This is a genomic window from Variovorax sp. PBL-H6 (assembly GCF_901827155.1).
In the GTDB taxonomy this organism is placed as follows: Bacteria; Pseudomonadota; Gammaproteobacteria; order Burkholderiales; family Burkholderiaceae_C; genus Variovorax.
Genome location: NZ_LR594659.1, coordinates 5,204,420 through 5,220,936 on the forward strand (window position 1 = coordinate 5,204,420; position 16,517 = coordinate 5,220,936).

A 16,517-nucleotide genomic window follows, 5' to 3' on the forward strand; every position below is an offset into this window, starting at 1 on the left:
GGCCCCATGGTGCGCCGCCGCGTCACGCTTGTCTGTCATCCGTATCGATGACAGCCGACAGCCGACAGCCGCAGCAGCGCCTCAGGCCAGTGCTCGCTGGATCAGGAGCTTCTGGATGTCCGACGTCCCTTCGTAGATCTGGCACACGCGCACATCGCGGTAGATCCGCTCCAGCGGAAAGTCGTTGACGTAGCCGTAACCGCCCAGCGTCTGGATGGCCGCGCTGCAGACGCGCTCGGCCATTTCGCTGGCGAACAGCTTGGCCATCGCGGCTTCCTTCAGGCAGGGCAGGCCCGCATCACGCAGGCTGGCCGCATGCCAGATCAGCTGGCGCGCCGCCTCCAGCTGGGTTGCGCAGTCCGCCAGCCTGAAGCCGACGGCCTGCTGCTCGAAGATCGCGCCGCCGAAGGCCTGGCGCTCCTTGGCGTAGGCAAGGGCGACCTCGAACGCGCTGCGCGCCATGCCCACGCTCTGCGCCGCAATGCCGATGCGCCCGCCTTCCAGCGCGCCGAGGGCGATCTTGTAGCCCTCGCCTTCCTGGCCGATCAGGTTCTCGGCCGGGATGCGGCAGGCGTCGAAGTTGATCTGCGCGGTGTCGCTCGAATGCTGGCCGAGTTTGTCCTCCAGCCGCGTCGCCGTGTAGCCCGGGGCATCGGTGGGCACGATGAAGGCGCTCATGCCGCGCTTGCCAGCGCCCTTGTCGGTGACGGCGATCACGATCGCGATCTGGCCGTTCCTGCCGCTGGTGATGAACTGCTTGACGCCGTCGATGACCCAGCCGTCCGCGTCCTTGCGCGCCGTGGTGCGCAGTGATGAGGCATCGCTGCCGGCTTGCGGCTCGGTCAGGCAGAAGGCCCCGAGCATCCGGCCTTGGGCCAGCGGCTGCAGCCACTTCGCTTTCTGCGCCGCGTTGCCGTAGCGCATGAGGATCGCGTTGACCGGGCAGTTGGTGACGCTGATGGCGGTGCTGGTGCCGCCATCGCCGGCCGCGATCTCCTCGAGCACGAGGGCGAGCGTCAGGTAGTCGAGACCGGCGCCGCCGTCGTCTTCGGGCACGCAGATGCCGTAGGCGCCGAGCGCCGCAAGCCCGGCGTGGGCTTCTTTCGGGAAGAGGTGCTCGCGGTCCCAGCGCGGCGCGTTGGGCCAGAGCTCGGCCTGGGCGAAGGCGCGCACCGCGTCGCGGATCGCTTCCTGGTCGGGGGTCAGCAGCATGGGGACTCCTTGCCAGCGCTTACTTGGAGGCGCCGAGGTCCATGATCAGCTTGCTGGCCATGTACAGGCGGCGGGGGATGGCGTCGATCATCACGTACTCGGCCGAGTCGCTGTGGTAACCGAAACCGGGCAGGCCCAGGCTCTCGATCACCGGCTTGCCCGAGAGCGCGGCATAGGCCGCATCGGTGCCGCCGCCGGTCCGCTCCTCGACGCCCAGCGTGCCCCCGGCCTCCTTGTAGTACGCAACCACCTTGTCCACCAGCTTCTTGCCACCTTCGCCCGCATTGAATGCCGGCCGCCCACGGGTCACCAGCACCTTGACCTCTGCGTCCTTGAGCTTCTTCTTCTGGGCGCGCTCTTCCAGTGTCTTCATGGCGGCGTCGAAGTCCTCGTTGCGTGCATAGCGCACGTCGGCGTTGAGGCTGGCGCTGTCAGGGATGATGTTGGAGACGGCGCCGGCCTTGCCGATGGTCCAGTTGAAGCGCAGATTCTTCGACTTGTCGTCGATGTCCATGGTGCGCAGCACCAGGTCGGAAGCCTCGACCAGGGCGTTGACGCCGAGCTCGGGCGCCGCGCCGGCATGCGAGGCCTTGCCCTTGATGTTGACCTGCACATAGGCGATGCCCGAGGTGCCCAGCGACAGTTTCTCGGACTCGGCGCCAGTGGGCTCGAAGGACAGCACGTAGTCGCTGGCCTTCGCCTCCTCCTGGATCAGGTCGCGCGAGCCGAAGGAGCCCTTTTCCTCGTCAGTGTTGAACAGCACGGTGATCGTGCCGAAGTCCTGGAAGCCGCGTGCCTTCAAGAGCTTGAGCGTGTGCAGGATGACGGCGTTGCCGCCCTTGTCGTCGGCGATGCCGGGGCCATAGGCCTTGTTGCCTTCGACGCGGAACGGGGCCTTGGCCAGGATGCCCTTCAGGTACACGGTGTCCATGTGCGACATCAGCAGGATGTTCTTGCCGCCCTTGCCCTTGAGCTTGCCGACGATGTTGTCCCCGACGACGATGCCGGCCGACTTGCTGCGCGTGACGCTGAAGCCCAGGGCCTTGAGCTCGTCCTCGAGGACCTTGCCGGCTGCAGCCAAACCGTCGGCATCGCCGGTGCCGGTCTCGATGTTGACCAGCCGCTCCAGCGTCTTGACCACTGCGGGCTGCTCGGCCGTGGCGGCACTGAACAGGGCATCGTCGCGCACCTGGCTCCAGGCAGCGGGCGTGAGAAAAGCGCAGGCGAGCAGCGCAGCGAGCGCGTGGCGATGGAAGGCCGGGTGCATGACGGAGGGCTCGAAGAGTTGGGGAACGCTCATTCTAGGGAGCGCTCGCCTTGTCACGGCCGTGCACGCCCTGGGCCAAGAAATGTCAGAGCGCGCCGAAAAGCGGCCCAAGAATGTCAGAGCGGGCGCGGTGAGTCAGGCAGCAAGCAAGGCAGCGGCGGCTTTGGCGATGGCGCGTGCGTTCAGCTGTGCCGAGGTGCGCAGCACGCCTTGCCAGTAGCGCTCGACGGCCTCCAGCCCGCCGGCCTTTTCCTGCTGCTCGAAGGGGATGCGAAGGGACCAGTCGGTGAGGCCCAGGAAATGAGCGCGAAAGACCTCGCCATGGAACTCTGCCGTCTCTTCCGCGGTGACGTCGCGCGTGATCAGCGGGGCCGTGTCGAACTGCAGGCCGAGGCTGTCGAGATAGCCGCACGCCATGGCCAGGCGGATCTGCGTCAATTCGCCGTCCTGGAGGCGCTGCGCCGTCTCCAGGCAAAGGCCCGGCACCGTTGCAAGCCGAAGCTCGGGCGGCGATCCGCCGTCGAGCTCGCCAGCAGCCCAGCATGCGTAGTAATAGCCGTGATCGGCAAGGTAGGTATAGACCACGCCAACCCGTCCCTGGCCAAGCAGCAGGCGAAGCTTCTTGAACTGGGCCTGCGATATCGGTGAGGGCATTTGAAAGGGCTCCGTTCGGCAAGGATTGCGCACCGTGCGAAGGCGGTCGGGGCCGATGGCCGGCGCCTTCGCGGTGCTGCGACTGCAGTTATCGTGCCGGCCGGCTTCAGACCAGCTCGAGCGCCACGGCCGTGCCCTCGCCGCCGCCGATGCACAGCGTGGCGACGCCGCGCTTCTTGCCCTTTTGCTGAAGCGCATGGATCAGCGTGACCATGATGCGCGCGCCGCTGGCGCCGATCGGGTGGCCCAGCGCGCAGGCGCCGCCGTGCACGTTGACCATCGCGTGCGAGAGGTCGAGCTCGTGCATCAGCGCCATCGGCACCACCGCGAAGGCCTCGTTGACCTCCCAGAGGTCGACGTCCTTCACGCCCCAGCCGGTCTTCTTGAAGAGCTTGGCCACCGCCCCCACCGGCGCGGTCGAGAACCACTCGGGCTGCTGCGCATGGGTTGCGTGGCCGAGGATGCGCGCGATGGGCTTGGCGCCCAGCTTCTTCGCGGTGCTCTCGGTCATCATGACCAGGGCCGCGGCGCCATCGTTGATCGAGGAACTGGAGGCGGCGGTGATGGTGCCGCCCTCCTTCTTGAAGGCCGGCTTGAGCGTCGGGATCTTGTCGAGCTTGACCTTGCCCGGGCCCTCGTCGATCTCGACCAGCGTGTCGCCGCCGCGGCCCTTGACCAGCACCGGCGCGATCTCGGCCTTGAAGGCGCCCGAGCTGGTGGCGGCCTTGGCGCGCTCCACGCTGGCGATCGCGAACTCGTCCTGCTGCTGTCGCGTGAACTTGTACTTGGCCGCGCAGTCCTCGCCGAAGGTGCCCATCGAACGGCCGGGCTGGTAGGCGTCTTCCAGTCCATCCAGCATCATGTGGTCGAAGATGCGATCGTGGCCCATGCGGTATCCGCCACGCCCCTTGAGCATCAGGTAGGGCGCGTTGGTCATGCTCTCCATGCCGCCGGCGACCATCACCTCGTGCGTGCCGGCCAGCAGCATGTCGTGCGTGAACATCGCGGCCTTCATGGCCGAGCCGCACATCTTGCTGAGGGTGACTGCCCCGGCGCTGTCGGGCAGGCCGCCCTTGTAGGCTGCCTGCCGCGCCGGCGCCTGGCCCTGGCCCGCCATCAGGCAGTTGCCGAACAACACCTCGCCGACCACGTCGGACGCAATGCCTGCACGCTCGACGGCCGCCTTGATGGCGACACCGCCCAGGTCGTGTGCGGCAAGGGAAGAAAAATCGCCCTGGAAGCCGCCCATGGGGGTGCGCGCGGCGCCGACGATGACGATGGATTCAGACATGAATTGCTCCTTGTGAGATTGAAGAGGAAGGCGAGGTCCGCGACGCCGGTTTCATTTCAGAAGTAGGGCGCATGGCCGTCGTGCTGGAACCGCTGCGCCTCGTCGTAGGGAAAAACGTCCAGCATCTGGCCGGCCTGGATGCGCTCCTTGTGGCTCTGCCAGAAGGCCGCGTCGAGCAGGTCGGCGTGGTGGGCCATGAAGGCCTCGCGCACCGACTCGTTGCCGAGCAGGAAGGGGCCGAAGGTCTCCGGGAACACGTCCTTGGGGCCGACCGAGTACCAGACCTCGCCGCTCATTTCGTCTTCCTCGGTGCGAGCCTCCGGCACGCGGCGGAAATTGCACTCGGTGAGGTACTCGATCTCGTCGTAGTCGTAGAACACCACCTTGCCGCCGCGCGCGACGCCGAAGTTCTTCCACAGCATGTCGCCGGGAAAGATGTTGGCCGCAACCATGTCCTTGATGGCATTGCCGTATTCGACGACCGCGTGCTCCAGCTGCTTGCTCGCCCGCTGGGCGTGCTCGGGATGCTCGAGCTGGTCGAAGGCCTCCTGGAGGTAGATGTTGAGCGGGATCATGCGGCGCTCGATGTAGACATGCTTGAGCACGAGCTCCATCTCCCCGTTGCCGTCACGGTCGCCGATCTCGAGCTGGCTGGGCGCGAACTGCTTGATCTCCGCGATCAGCTCGGGCTCGAAGCGGTCCAGCGGGAAGCCGACATCGCTGTACTCCAGCGTGTCGGCCATGCGGCCCACCCGGTCGTGCTGCTTCACCAGCATGTACTTGCCCTTGATCTGCTCGCGCGTGGTGTCCTTCTGCGGCGGGTAGAAGTCCTTGATGACCTTGAAAACGTACGGAAAGGAGGGCAGGTCGAACACCAGCATCACCATGCCCTTGATGCCGGGCGCGATGCGGAACCGGTCCGTCGAGTAGTTCAGGTGGTAGAGGAAGTCGCGGTAGAAGAGCGTCTTGCCCTGCTTGGCCAGCCCGAGGGCGCTGTAGATCTCGGCGCGCGGCTTGCGCGGCATCAGCGAGCGCAGGAACTGCACGAAGGCCGACGGCACCTCCATGTCGACCATGAAGTAGGCCCGCGCGAAGCTGAAGAGCATCTGCAGGTCTTCCTCGCCGAAGAGCGCGGCGTCGATGTAGAACTTGCCGGCGCGGTCATGCAGGATCGGGAGTGCGAAGGGCAGCTCGATGAAGCCGTTCATGATCTTGCCGACGACGTAGGCGCCCTTGTTGCGGTAGAACAGGCCCGACAGCACCTGCAACTGGAAGTTCGCGCGCAGCTTGATCTGGTGGAAGCGCCCGAGGATGGCGGCCGCCACGCGCTCGGCATCGCGCTGGATGTCGGCAAAGCGGCCCTGCAGCGCGTAGTCCTCGAGCAGCCGGCGCACCGTGTCGGCCAGCGTGTGCTGCTCGGGGTAGTAGGCACGGTAGGTGGGCGAGCCGCGCGCCTCGATGTATTCGGTGCTGATGGCCGGCCGCACGAAGATGAAGTCGTTCTGGAAGTAAGCGCGGTGCAGGATCTTGGTGGTGACCGAGTTGAAGAAGGTCTCGGCCAGCTCCGGCTGGTGGTGGTCGACCAGGAGGCCGATGAAGTGCAGCTTGACCTGGTGCCAGACGTCCATGGGCTGCTCGCCGGCCTTGAACTCCTTCTCGAGCCGGGCCACCGCTTCGCTCACGCGCAAGTCGTAGAACTCGATGCGCTCGCGCTGCGCCCGCTGCTGGCCGTGCCAGTCGGCTGTCTCGAAGCGGTGCTTGGCGCGCGCCGACTCGGCACGGAACAGCCGGTAGTGGCGGTCGAAGCCGTCGCGCATCGCCTTGGCGATGTCGTAGGCGAGCGGGGAATCGAGGCGCTGGGGAAACATCAGTTCACGGCACGGCTTGCGCCGGGTCGGCATCGGCCTGCGGCTTCTCGGCCCGCTTGCTCCATTTGTAGCGGATGCGCTGGACGGCCGCCTTGTACAGGGCCTCGATGGGCTTGACGCCATCGAGGGTCATGCCGAGGTCCTGCAACAGCCCGTCGTGCACGCCGAAAGCCCAGCCGTGAATGGAGACGGATTGCTTGCGGCTCCAGGCGTCCTCCATCACGGTGCTGACCGCGACGTTGACCACCTGCTCGGTCACGTTGAGTTCGCACAATGCGTCGGCGCGCAGTTCTTCCGGCAGGGAACTGAGCAGCACGCGATGGCGGTCGCGCACGTCCTGGATATGGCGGATCCAGTTGTCGGCCAGCCCGATGCGCGCGCTGTCGAGCGCCGCCTGGACGCCGCCGCAGCCGTAGTGGCCCACCACCATGATGTGCTGGACCTTGAGCCGCTCGACGGCGAACTGGATCGCCGACAGGGCATTGAGGTCGGAGTGCACCACGATGTTGGCGACATTGCGATGCACGAACACTTCGCCGGGCTCCAGGCCGGTGATCTGGTTCGCGGGCACGCGGCTGTCGGAGCAGCCTATCCACATGTACTTGGGCGTCTGCTGTTTCACCAGGCTGGTGAAGAAGCCGGGACGATCCCGCTCCATGCGCGCTGCCCAGGAGCGGTTGTGGGCGAAAAGATCCTCCAGGTTGTCGGGCGTTTCGTTGTCCATGGCGTCATGCTAGGTGATTGAGGGATGATGATGAGGCCTCAGCGGGCCTTCGGCTTGGACGCGCGAGTCAGGGCGGCCCGAGCCTGCTTTTCCTGCGCGCGGATCTCGGCGAGGTTGGCCTGCAGTTCCTCCATCTGCGCCTCGAGCTGGGTGCGATGGCTGCCGAGCACGCCGAGGAAGCGCTGAAGCTGCGGCACGGTGTCGCGCGGGCTGTCGTACATGTCGAGGATGTCCTTCACCTCGTTGAGCTTCAGTCCGAGGCGCTTGGCGCGCAGCGTGAGCGCGAGCCGCGTCCGGTCGCGCGCGGTGTAGACGCGCTGCTGCCCGGCTCGCTCCGGAGCGAGCAGGCCCATGTCCTCGTAGAAACGGATCGCCCGCGTGGTGAGGTCGAATTCCCGGGCGAGTTCGCCGATGGTGAAGGTCTGCGAGGGCATCGTGGGTCAATTGCGCAGGCGACAGCAGCTTTGGGCCTGACTACCTACAATGAAAGGTCTTTCCCATGACGTTTACGTTAACGTCAATCCTACATGAACTTGCTCGAACGCGAACTCCATTACCCCCACGGCGACACGCTGCCAGCGCCCGGCCGCACCTTCGAAGTGGCGCCGGGCGTGCGCTGGCTGCGCATGGCGCTGCCCTTCGCGCTGGACCACATCAACCTCTGGCTGCTGCGCGACAGCATCGACGGCACAGAGGGCTGGACGGTGGTCGACTGCTGCATCGCGCACGAGGCCTCGCGCGCCCAGTGGGAGCAGATCTTCGCGAGCGAGCTGGAGGGCCTGCCGATCCTGCGCGTGATCGTGACGCACATGCACCCCGACCACATCGGCCTGGCCGACTGGCTCTGCAAGCGCTGGAACGCGCCGCTGTGGATCAGCTCGACCGACTACCACGTCGCGCGCGTGCTCACCAGCACCGGCGACACGCTGGCCGGCGGAGACGCGGCGGCGGACTTCTTCGTTTCGCACGGCATGGCCGATGCCGAGGCGCTGGCAGTCATCCGTGGTCGCACCAGCTACTACGCCGACATGGTGCCCTCGGTGCCCGCAAATTTCGTTCGCATGCTCGACGGCGACACGGTCCGCATCGGAGGGCGTGCGTGGCGCTGCATCAGCGGCTACGGGCACGCGCCGGAGCACATCTCTCTGTACTGCGAGGAGCTCAACGTGCTGCTGGGCGGCGACATGATGCTGCCGCGCATCTCCACCAACGTGAGCGTGCATGCGGGCGAGCCCGAGGCCAATTCGCTGCGCCTGTTCCTCGACAGCATCGAACGCTTCAACGCGCTGCCGGCTGACGCACTGGGCCTGCCCTCGCACGGCAAGCCATTCACCGGCATCCACCAGCGCGTGAAGCAGCTGCAGGATCACCACCGCGACCGCCTGGCCGAGCTGCTGGAAGCCTGTGCCGCCCGGCCCCTCAGCGCCGCCGAAGGTCTGCCGGTCCTGTTCAAGCGCGCACTCGACGTGCACCAGACCACCTTTGCCCTGGGCGAAACCGTGGCGCACCTGCACCTGCTGTGGTTCGAGGGTCAGCTGCAGCGGCGCAAAGGCGAGGACGGCGTCTGGCGCTTCGGCGTGTTCTCATGACCGCGGGCCGGCCGCCAGGAGGCGGTCGCACCGCGGGAGAAGGCGCGGCCACTCCCACCACGCTGGACCTGCTTTGTAGCGGGCAGCTGGCGGGGGCGCGACGGCTTGCGTTGCGTTGCGAGCTCACGGAGTTCCCGCGCGAGATCTTCGCGCTGGCCGACACGCTGGAGGAGCTCGACCTGTCGGGCAATGCACTGTCGACGCTGCCCGAGGACCTCGCCCGGCTCCACCGGCTGCGCGTGCTCTTCTGCTCGAACAACCACTTCACCGAACTGCCCGCCGCGCTGGGCCGGTGCGGCAGCCTGGAGATGATCGGCTTCAAGGCCAACCGCATCCGGACGCTGCCGGCCGAGGCGCTGCCGCCCGCGCTGCGCTGGCTGATCCTGACCGACAACGAGATCGACGCGCTGCCTCCCGCCATCGGCCGTTGTACGCAAATTCAAAAGTTGATGCTCGCCGGCAATCGCCTGCAGACCCTTCCACCCGAGCTGGCCGGCTGCCGAGCGCTGGAGCTGCTGCGCATCTCGGCCAATCGACTCGATGGCCTCCCAGACTGGCTGCCGGCCCTGCCCCGGCTCGCGTGGCTGGCCTTCGCAGGCAACCCCTTCGACGAGCGCGCGGAAGCCGCCGCCGTCGAGGCAGCGGCTATCCCGAGGGTCGACTGGCAGCGACTGTCGCTGCACGGCAAGTTGGGAGAAGGCGCCTCGGGCGTGATCCACCGAGCCGACTGGGCGCAGGAAGACGGCAGCGTTCTCGCGGTGGCCGTGAAGCTGTTCAAGGGCGAGGTCACGAGCGACGGCTGGCCGCACAGCGAGATGGCCGCCTGCATCGCCGCAGGCACGCATCCGAATCTGATTGCGGTCGAGGGACGGGTCCAGGACCACCCCGACGGCAGATCCGGCCTGGTGCTCTCGCTGGTGGACCCGCGTTTCCGCAACCTGGCGGGGCCGCCGAGCCTGGACTCCTGCACCCGCGACGTCTATGCCGACGACGCCAGCTGGCCGGTGACGACCGCCCTGCGGCTGGCCAGCGGCATCGCCTCGGCCGCCGCGCAGCTGCACGCGCGCGGCATCGTGCATGGCGACCTCTATGCCCACAACATCCTGTGGGATGGCGAGGGCAATGCCCTGCTGGGCGACTTCGGTGCCGCATCCTTCCTGCCGCCGGACAACGCGAATCAGGCCCTGGCGCTGCAGCGCATCGAGGCGCGCGCCTTCGGCCTGCTGCTCGGGGAGCTTCGCTCGCGCTGCCGCCCGGCGAGCAATGCGGACCACGCCGTGCTGGAACGATGGGCCGAGCTCGAAAGGCGCTGCACGCAGCCCCAGGTCGCCGAGCGCCCGCGGCTGGCCGAGATCGCCTCGGCGCTGGCCACCGCCTGAGGCCTCGCGTGCCCGCCTTGCCGCTGCCCACCCGCGACGGCGTCGGTCCGAGCCGGGTCGCGCTGCCGCCCGGCCCATGGTCCACCATTGCGGAGTTCCTGGTCGAGCGCTTCGCCGCCATTCCGCGCGCCGAGTGGGAGGCGCGCATGCGCGCGGGCGATGTGGTGGACGAGCACGGCATTCCCGTGACGCCGAGCCGGCCATACCAGCCGCGGCTGCGCGTCTTCTACTACCGATCGCTCGACAACGAGACGCTCGTGCCCTTCGAGGAGACGGTGCTGTTCCGCGATGAGCACCTCCTCGTGGTCGACAAGCCGCATTTCCTGACGGTGGCACCGGTGGGCAAGTACGTGCAGCAGAGCCTGCTGGTGCGCCTGCAACGCAAATTGGGGCTGGACCAGCTCGCGCCCCTGCATCGGATCGACCGCGAGACCGCAGGCCTGGTGCTGTTCTCGGTGCAGCCGGCCACACGCCATGCGTATCACGCGCTGTTCGCCGCGCGCGCCGTCACCAAGGGCTACGAGGCCATCGTGCCGTGGCACGGCACGCCGGCCCTGCCCGTCGTGCGCCGCAGCCGCGTGGTCGATGACACGCATTTCATGCGCATGCGCGAGGTGGAAGGCGAGCCCAACGCCGAGACCCGCTTCGAGCTGCTCGAGGCCCGCGACGGCTGGGCACGCCTGTTCCTGTCGCCGCTGACCGGCCGCCGTCATCAACTGCGCGTGCACTGCGCCGCGTTGGGCCTGCCGATCCGCCACGACACGCTCTATCCCACGCTGCTGCCGGAGGGCGCCGACGACTTCGATCGGCCGTTGCAGCTGCTGGCCAGGTCACTGGCCTTTCGCGACCCGCTCGACGGCCGGGCGCGCGCCTTCGAGAGCCTTCGCTCGCTCGCCCTCTGAACGAGCCTCGCGGCTCCCTACAAACCCGCTTCGACCAAAGTCGAAGGTCGATCAAGCCGGGCCTGTTCTGATGAATACTCCCGTCGATGAACGTACTGATGATCGACGACCACATGATGTTCCTGCAGGGCATGAAGAACCTGCTGAGCGTGCTGGTGCCGGAGCTGCGCGTGGAGACCACGGGCGAGCTGAGCAGCGCCATCAAGCTCGTGGAGCTGGCCGAGTTCGATCTTGTCCTGCTGGACTGGCACCTCGCCGACTGCAATGGCGAGGAATCGATCCGCCGGCTGCGCGATGGCGGCTGCATGGCACGCATCGTGGTGCTGTCGGGCGACACCAACGCCACCATGATCCGCAACACGGTGGATCTGGGCGCAGCCGGGTTCATTCCCAAGAAGTACAGCTCGGAAATGATGGTCGCAGCCCTCCAGCAGGTGCTGGCCGGCCGCATCTTCCTGCCATTGGAGACCCTCAATGCGGCACCACCACCGGCCATGGGAAGCGCCACGGCCGCTGGCCATGACCCGCGGCTCGCCGGCCTCACGCCGCGCCAGATGGACGTCTACCGCGCGGCCGCGCGCGGGCTGCCGAACAAGCTGATCGCGCGCCGGCTCGACATCGCCGAATCCACCGTCAAGGCGCACCTCACCGCGGTCTACACCGCGCTGGGCGTGCGCAACAGGACGGAGGCCGCCTACCAGGCCTCGCGCGAGGGCGTGCGCATTGACTGAAGCCATTCCGGCGCCGATGCCGCTGTCCGCGGCCTCGCGCGATGCACGCATCGGCCAGCGCGTTCTGGAGCGCCGGCTGCAGTTGATCCTCCAATACTCGCGACGCCTGCCGCTCAATTACCTGGGCTACATACTGGTCGCCTTCATCGTCTGGCGTCAGGGCGTGGAGTTCTGGCCGTGGGCCTGGCTGGTGCTGACCGGCGCCGTCATGGTGTACCGCTGGCGCATGGGCCTCGCGGTGGAGCGCGCCGCACCGGACAGGCAACTGCAGTGCCTGCCGCGCCTGCTGCGCGGCTTCGACTACAACGGCGTGTCGACCGCCAGCATCGTCCCGTTCGCCTTCTACGCGCACGGCGACTTCGCGCCGATGGCAGTGGCCGCCGTGCTGATGGCCGGCTGCACCATCGGCGCCGCCTCGGTCGCCGGCTCGCAACGCGCCTTCGTCGGCTTCTGCACCCTCACCTTCTGTTGTCTTGCGGCCGGCTGGGCCTGGCGCGGCGGCGCCATCGGCTACATGTTCGCCGCCGGCATCCTGCTCGTCTATTTCATGCTCCTGGCCACCGTGAAGGACCAGGGGCGCATGCTGCACAAGCTCATGAACGTGCTCGACGACAACGCAGTACTGTCCGAAGCCGTGCGCCAGGAACGCGACCGCGCCACCGCAGCCAGCGAGGCCAAGACGCGCTTCTTCGCGGCGGCTAGCCATGACCTGCGCCAGCCGCTGCACGCGTTGTCCATCAATGCGACCACGCTGGACATCCTGGCGCGCCGTTCGTCCGACCCGCTGCTCAAGGAAGTGAGCCGCGGCATCGCAAGCGCGCTACGCCAGAGCAGCGGCTTGCTCGATGGCCTGCTGGACATCTCGCGGCTGGATGCCCACACCACCGAGGCCAGGTTCGCTCCGCACGACATCGGCGCCGTGCTGCGCGCCTCGCGCGACGAGTACGCAGCGCTCGCGGCGCAGCAGGGCATCTTCCTGAAGGCGATGGTGCCGAAGACGCCGCTGTGGGGGTTGACCGATGCAGACCAGCTGATCCGCATCGTCGGCAACCTGGTGAACAACGCGATCAAGTTCACCACCCGCGGTGGCGTGACGCTGTCGGCCGAAGCCGCTGACGATGGCCGAGTGCTGGTGCGGGTGAGCGACAGCGGCCCCGGCATTCCGGAGCACGAGCGCGAGCGGGTGTTCGAGGAGTTCTACCAGATCGGCAATCCCTCGCGCGACCGCAGCCAGGGCCTGGGCCTCGGCCTGGCGATCGTGCGGCGCACAGCCGAGCTGCTGAAGATCGAGATCAAGCTGGACAGCGAACCCGGCCGCGGCACCACCTTTACCCTGCACCTCGCCCCCGCCATGCCGCTGGACGAGACCCATCCCGAAGCCGCGACAGCCCAGGCGCGCGCCTCCGACGGCACGCGACTGGCGGTGCTGCTGGTGGACGACGAGGCCGAGGTGCTGTCCGCGATGTGCACCTACTTGCATCAGCTGGGCTGGTTGGTGAAGGGCGTGTCGACCGGCGCCAAGGCGCTGCAGGCGTTGGCCGAGGGTTTCGAGCCCGACGTGGTGGTGGTGGACTACCGCCTGCGCGACGAAACCGGCCTGGACGTGATCGCGCGCGTGCGGCAACAGCGGCCGGCGCTTCCCGCAGTGATCGTGACCGGCGAGACCGCGCCTTCGCGCTTCCAGGAGTTTTCCACCGCGGTGGCGCGCATCCTGCACAAGCCGCTGGATGGCGACAAGCTCGCGCGCACGCTGCAGGAGGTGGTTCTGGCGTTGGACGAAGACGAAGCGCAGGAGCCGCTGGCGCCAAGGTGACGCGCCGCGCTGCCCGCGCGCACTAAGCTTGTTGCGTACTCACGGAGACACAGCGCATGGACACCACCCGACTCTTTTCTCTTGCCGGCCGCACGGCCCTCGTCACCGGCGGCTCGCGCGGCATCGGCCGCATGATCGCCGAAGGCTTCCTGGCCCAGGGCGCGCGCGTCTACATCTCGGCGCGCAAGGCCGAAGCCTGCGACCGGACGGCGCAGGAGCTCTCCGCCTTCGGCCCCTGCATCTCGCTGCCGGCCGACGTCTCGACCGTCGAAGGCGCGCACGCGCTGGTCCAGGCCTATGCCAGGCACGAAAGCACGCTCGACATCCTGGTCAACAACGCCGGTGCCGCCTGGGGCGCGCCCTACGAAGAGTTCCCCGAAAGCGGCTGGGACAAGGTAGTCGACCTCAATCTCAAGACCCCCTTCTTCCTGACCCAGGCGCTGACGCCGATGCTCAGGAGCGCGGCCACCGATCACCTGGCGAAGGTGATCAACATCGCTTCGATCGATGGCATCTCCGTCAATCCGCAGGAAACGTACTCGTACGCGGCAAGCAAGGCCGGCCTGATCCACCTCACGCGCCGCATGGCGCTGCGCCTGGCGAAGGAGCGCATCGTCGTCAGCGCGATCGCGCCGGGCGCCTTCGCCTCCGACATGAACAAGGACGCGCGCGACCATGGCGACGATGTCAAGGGCCGCATTCCGGCCGGGCGAATCGGCGAACCGGAGGACATGGCGGCAGCCGCGATCTACCTGGCGTCACGTGCGGGCGACTACGTGATGGGCTCGACGCTCGTGGTCGATGGCGGCGTGACGCACGCACGCTGAGGCAGCGACTCCTTCCCCGAAAAGAGATCACCACTTCGGAACCGGCTGCTCCTTGAGTTGCTGCCGCAAGTCATCGTAGTCGGGCACCACCGTCTCCACTGTCTCCCAGAAGCGCGCGCTGTGGTCCATCACCCGCAGATGGGCCAGTTCGTGGGCGACCACGTAGTCGATCACCGGAAGCCGGAAGTGCACCAGCCGCCAATGCAGGCGGATCGCGCCGTCGACTCGGGCACTGCCCCAGCGCGTCGAGGCGTTCGACAGCGTCAGCTTGTTCCAGGACACGCCGAGGCGCGGCGCGAAATGGTCCAGGCGCTCGATGAAGATGCGCCGAGCCTGGCGCATCAGCCAGGCCTGCGCTGCATCCTTGATCTGGGCCGGGCTGGCGTTGTTCGCGAGCGCCAGGCGCAGGATGCGCGCCTTGACGCCCCCGCCCGCGTCGAGCATCGCACCCACGCCCTCGAAGCCGTGGTGCGGGTCGAGGCGCACCACCACCGGTTCGCCGAGGAACGGAAAGCTCACGCCGTCGCGCCACTCGATGCGTGTGGCTTCCAGCTTGGCATGGCGCTGCCGGGTCTCGGCGAGCTTGCGCAGGATCCAGTCGGCCTTCTCCTTCACCGCGGCGTCGACATCGCGCAGCGCCACCCAGCGCGGCGCGCGCACCGTCAGGCCCTCGGCGCCGACGATGAAGCCGATGGTGCGGCGCTTGCCGCGCGTGAACTCGTAGGCCACGCGGGCATTGCCCAGCGTGAGCTCGCGCGTGGCGCGCGGATGGATGAAGGTCGCCGGGCTCATCGCGTCGGCCAAGGGGATTGCGGGAGGCGCGGCGCTGTCCACGGCCGCGGGTGGGGCCGGCGGAGGCACCGGTGGCGTCACCGGCGCGTCGAACAGGTCGAGCGTGAACTGCAGCAAGCCGCGCATGGTGCCTGTCCTCAGGCCGACACCGTCTCCACCGAGACATAGGCCTCGGGGTCGAGCCGGCGCATCTCGCCCTCGATCCAGGCCTCGACCTCGCGCATCAGCTCGTCGGGCCTGCGTCCGACGCTGGAGATCGCCGGACCGATGGAGACATCCACCACGCCGGGGCGCTTGATGAAGGCCTTGCGCGGCCAGACCTTGGCCGAGGTCACCGCGATGGGAATCACCGGCACCCCGGTCTCGCAGGCCAGCCGCGTGCCGCCCGTCTTGTAGATGCCCTGCTGTCCGCGCGGGATGCGGGTGCCTTCCGGGAACATGATGATCCAGATGCCCTGGGCCAGCAACGCGCGGCCCTGCGCGACCACCTTGTTGAAGGCCTGGGTGCGCTGGCTGCGGTCGATGTGGATCATGTCGAGCCGCGCCATGGCCCAGCCGAAGAAGGGCACGTAGATCAGTTCCTTCTTGAACACGTAGGCCAGCGGATGCGGCATCAAGGTGGGCATCAGGAAGGTCTCGAAGGTCGACTGGTGCTTCACCAGCAGGACGCAGCCCGCAAGCTTGTCCTGCGGCAGGTTCTCCATGCCGGTGACGCGCGTCTCGATCCCCAGCAGCACGCGGGCGCCGCCGATCGCCCATCCGAGCCAGCGCGCCGCCATCCAGTAGAGCGGGATGCCGCGCTTCCAGAGCGAGCTGACCACCATGATCATTCCCCATGGCACCACGGTGACGAGCATCCACAGGGCATGGACGATGGATCGGAGGAGGGACATCACACAGCCAGGTTGAGTGCGTTGCGCTCTTCGCGCTCCAGCAGGAAGTCGACGAAGGCTGCCAGGTCTTCATGCACGCGCGTATTCACCGGATATTCGGGCGGCAGCGGCACGCCGCGGCAGGCCGCGCCCATGCCGGTCAGCAGCAGGTGCGGCTCGCAGCCCGCGGCCGCCCCGGCCAGCATGTCGCGCAGGCTGTCGCCAGCGGTCGGCACGTTGGCCAGATCCACGCCGTAGCGCTCGGCGATCTGCAAGAAGAGCCCCGGCTTGGGCTTGCGGCATTCGCAGTTCTCGTCAGGGCTGTGGGGGCAGTAGAACACCGCGTCGACGCGCCCGCCCACCGCGGCCAGCATCTTGTGCATCTTGGCGTGCATGGCGTTGAGCGAGGCCACGTCGAACAATCCGCGGCCGAGGCCCGACTGGTTGGAGGCGATCACCACATGCCAACCCGCGTGGTTGAGCCGCGCCACCGCCTCCAGCGCGCCGGGCAGCGGCGTCCACTCGATGTCGCTCTTGACGAAGTCCTCGCGGTGCACGTTGAGCGTGCCGTTGCGATCGAGGATGACAATTTTCAT

16 protein-coding genes are annotated in these 16,517 nt (G+C 67.7%); 6 read left to right on the forward strand and 10 right to left on the reverse strand.

The genetic code is table 11. The features are described from left to right. Nucleotides 1-81: 81 nt before the first annotated feature. From G3W89_RS24670 to G3W89_RS24700, 7 genes are all read right to left on the reverse strand, one after another. Nucleotides 82-1,212 (reverse strand): acyl-CoA dehydrogenase family protein, encoded by a 1,131-nt coding sequence (locus G3W89_RS24670; RefSeq protein ID WP_162576623.1) that lies wholly within the window; start codon nucleotides 1,210-1,212, stop codon nucleotides 82-84. Nucleotides 1,213-1,231: 19 nt separating this feature from the next. Then, complete coding sequence (locus G3W89_RS24675; protein ID WP_162577637.1) at nucleotides 1,232-2,479, reverse strand: glutamate carboxypeptidase; 1,248 nt, start codon at nucleotides 2,477-2,479, stop codon at nucleotides 1,232-1,234. Between the two features lie 135 nt (nucleotides 2,480-2,614). Continuing rightward, nucleotides 2,615-3,133: a hypothetical protein gene (locus G3W89_RS24680; RefSeq protein ID WP_162576624.1), complete on the reverse strand. Its 519-nt coding sequence runs from the start codon at nucleotides 3,131-3,133 to the stop codon at nucleotides 2,615-2,617. A 106-nt stretch (nucleotides 3,134-3,239) separates the two neighbouring features. Further along, nucleotides 3,240-4,424, reverse strand: coding sequence for an acetyl-CoA C-acyltransferase (locus G3W89_RS24685; protein WP_162576625.1), 1,185 nt, complete (start codon nucleotides 4,422-4,424; stop codon nucleotides 3,240-3,242). 56 nt (nucleotides 4,425-4,480) lie between these two features. Then, on the reverse strand, nucleotides 4,481-6,292 hold the full coding sequence (aceK, locus tag G3W89_RS24690; RefSeq protein ID WP_162576626.1) for a bifunctional isocitrate dehydrogenase kinase/phosphatase: 1,812 nt from the start codon (nucleotides 6,290-6,292) through the stop codon (nucleotides 4,481-4,483). Between the two features lie 4 nt (nucleotides 6,293-6,296). Continuing rightward, nucleotides 6,297-7,016: a carbonate dehydratase gene (gene can, locus G3W89_RS24695; RefSeq protein ID WP_162576627.1), complete on the reverse strand. Its 720-nt coding sequence runs from the start codon at nucleotides 7,014-7,016 to the stop codon at nucleotides 6,297-6,299. 38 nt (nucleotides 7,017-7,054) lie between these two features. Next, nucleotides 7,055-7,450: a MerR family transcriptional regulator gene (locus G3W89_RS24700; protein WP_162576628.1), complete on the reverse strand. Its 396-nt coding sequence runs from the start codon at nucleotides 7,448-7,450 to the stop codon at nucleotides 7,055-7,057. Nucleotides 7,451-7,543: 93 nt separating this feature from the next. Here G3W89_RS24700 and G3W89_RS24705 point away from each other — a divergent pair, with 93 nt between their 5' ends. The 6 genes from G3W89_RS24705 to G3W89_RS24730 all read left to right on the forward strand — a co-directional run bounded on the left by G3W89_RS24705 (nucleotide 7,544) and on the right by G3W89_RS24730 (nucleotide 14,257). Beyond that, complete coding sequence (locus tag G3W89_RS24705; RefSeq protein ID WP_162576629.1) at nucleotides 7,544-8,605, forward strand: MBL fold metallo-hydrolase; 1,062 nt, start codon at nucleotides 7,544-7,546, stop codon at nucleotides 8,603-8,605. Next, the gene (locus G3W89_RS24710; protein WP_162576630.1) at nucleotides 8,602-9,984 is read left to right on the forward strand and encodes a leucine-rich repeat-containing protein kinase family protein; all 1,383 of its coding nucleotides are present in this window, start codon (nucleotides 8,602-8,604) and stop codon (nucleotides 9,982-9,984) included. Before G3W89_RS24705 ends, G3W89_RS24710 begins: the two co-directional genes overlap by 4 nt. 8 nt (nucleotides 9,985-9,992) lie before the next feature. After that, nucleotides 9,993-10,886, forward strand: a complete 894-nt coding sequence (locus tag G3W89_RS24715) for a pseudouridine synthase (RefSeq protein WP_232076723.1) — start codon at nucleotides 9,993-9,995, stop codon at nucleotides 10,884-10,886. Between the two features lie 86 nt (nucleotides 10,887-10,972). Continuing rightward, entirely contained in the window at nucleotides 10,973-11,617 is a 645-nt protein-coding gene (locus tag G3W89_RS24720) for a response regulator (protein ID WP_162576632.1), read from the forward strand. Then, a complete protein-coding gene (locus tag G3W89_RS24725) occupies nucleotides 11,610-13,430 on the forward strand; it encodes a hybrid sensor histidine kinase/response regulator (RefSeq protein WP_162576633.1) in 1,821 nt (606 codons plus the stop codon). Before G3W89_RS24720 ends, G3W89_RS24725 begins: the two co-directional genes overlap by 8 nt. Before the next feature lie 56 nt (nucleotides 13,431-13,486). Then, nucleotides 13,487-14,257, forward strand: coding sequence for an SDR family oxidoreductase (locus tag G3W89_RS24730; protein ID WP_162576634.1), 771 nt, complete (start codon nucleotides 13,487-13,489; stop codon nucleotides 14,255-14,257). A gap of 27 nt (nucleotides 14,258-14,284) precedes the next feature. On the opposite strand, the gene G3W89_RS24735 is transcribed toward G3W89_RS24730, so the two are convergent. From G3W89_RS24735 to gmhB, 3 genes are read right to left on the reverse strand one after another with little or no spacing between them, the layout of a single operon-like run. Further along, nucleotides 14,285-15,175, reverse strand: coding sequence for a M48 family metallopeptidase (locus G3W89_RS24735; RefSeq protein ID WP_162576635.1), 891 nt, complete (start codon nucleotides 15,173-15,175; stop codon nucleotides 14,285-14,287). 11 nt (nucleotides 15,176-15,186) lie between these two features. Further along, nucleotides 15,187-15,942, reverse strand: a complete 756-nt coding sequence (locus G3W89_RS24740) for a lysophospholipid acyltransferase family protein (protein ID WP_162576636.1) — start codon at nucleotides 15,940-15,942, stop codon at nucleotides 15,187-15,189. Further along, entirely contained in the window at nucleotides 15,942-16,517 is a 576-nt protein-coding gene (gmhB, locus tag G3W89_RS24745) for a D-glycero-beta-D-manno-heptose 1,7-bisphosphate 7-phosphatase (protein ID WP_162576637.1), read from the reverse strand. Before gmhB ends, G3W89_RS24740 begins: the two co-directional genes overlap by 1 nt.

Coding starts and splice junctions, on each gene's coding strand:
- G3W89_RS24720 (WP_162576632.1), top strand. CDS start 10,973: ATGAACGTACTGATGATCGACGACCACATGATGTTCCTGCAGGGCATG.
- G3W89_RS24705 (WP_162576629.1), top strand. CDS start 7,544: ATGAACTTGCTCGAACGCGAACTCCATTACCCCCACGGCGACACGCTG.
- G3W89_RS24675 (WP_162577637.1), bottom strand. CDS start 2,479: ATGCACCCGGCCTTCCATCGCCACGCGCTCGCTGCGCTGCTCGCCTGC.
- G3W89_RS24700 (WP_162576628.1), bottom strand. CDS start 7,450: ATGCCCTCGCAGACCTTCACCATCGGCGAACTCGCCCGGGAATTCGAC.
- G3W89_RS24685 (WP_162576625.1), bottom strand. CDS start 4,424: ATGTCTGAATCCATCGTCATCGTCGGCGCCGCGCGCACCCCCATGGGC.
- G3W89_RS24670 (WP_162576623.1), bottom strand. CDS start 1,212: ATGCTGCTGACCCCCGACCAGGAAGCGATCCGCGACGCGGTGCGCGCC.
- G3W89_RS24710 (WP_162576630.1), top strand. CDS start 8,602: ATGACCGCGGGCCGGCCGCCAGGAGGCGGTCGCACCGCGGGAGAAGGC.
- G3W89_RS24730 (WP_162576634.1), top strand. CDS start 13,487: ATGGACACCACCCGACTCTTTTCTCTTGCCGGCCGCACGGCCCTCGTC.
- aceK (WP_162576626.1), bottom strand. CDS start 6,292: ATGTTTCCCCAGCGCCTCGATTCCCCGCTCGCCTACGACATCGCCAAG.
- G3W89_RS24735 (WP_162576635.1), bottom strand. CDS start 15,175: ATGCGCGGCTTGCTGCAGTTCACGCTCGACCTGTTCGACGCGCCGGTG.
- G3W89_RS24680 (WP_162576624.1), bottom strand. CDS start 3,133: ATGCCCTCACCGATATCGCAGGCCCAGTTCAAGAAGCTTCGCCTGCTG.
- G3W89_RS24740 (WP_162576636.1), bottom strand. CDS start 15,942: ATGTCCCTCCTCCGATCCATCGTCCATGCCCTGTGGATGCTCGTCACC.
- gmhB (WP_162576637.1), bottom strand. CDS start 16,517: ATGAAAATTGTCATCCTCGATCGCAACGGCACGCTCAACGTGCACCGC.
- can (WP_162576627.1), bottom strand. CDS start 7,016: ATGGACAACGAAACGCCCGACAACCTGGAGGATCTTTTCGCCCACAAC.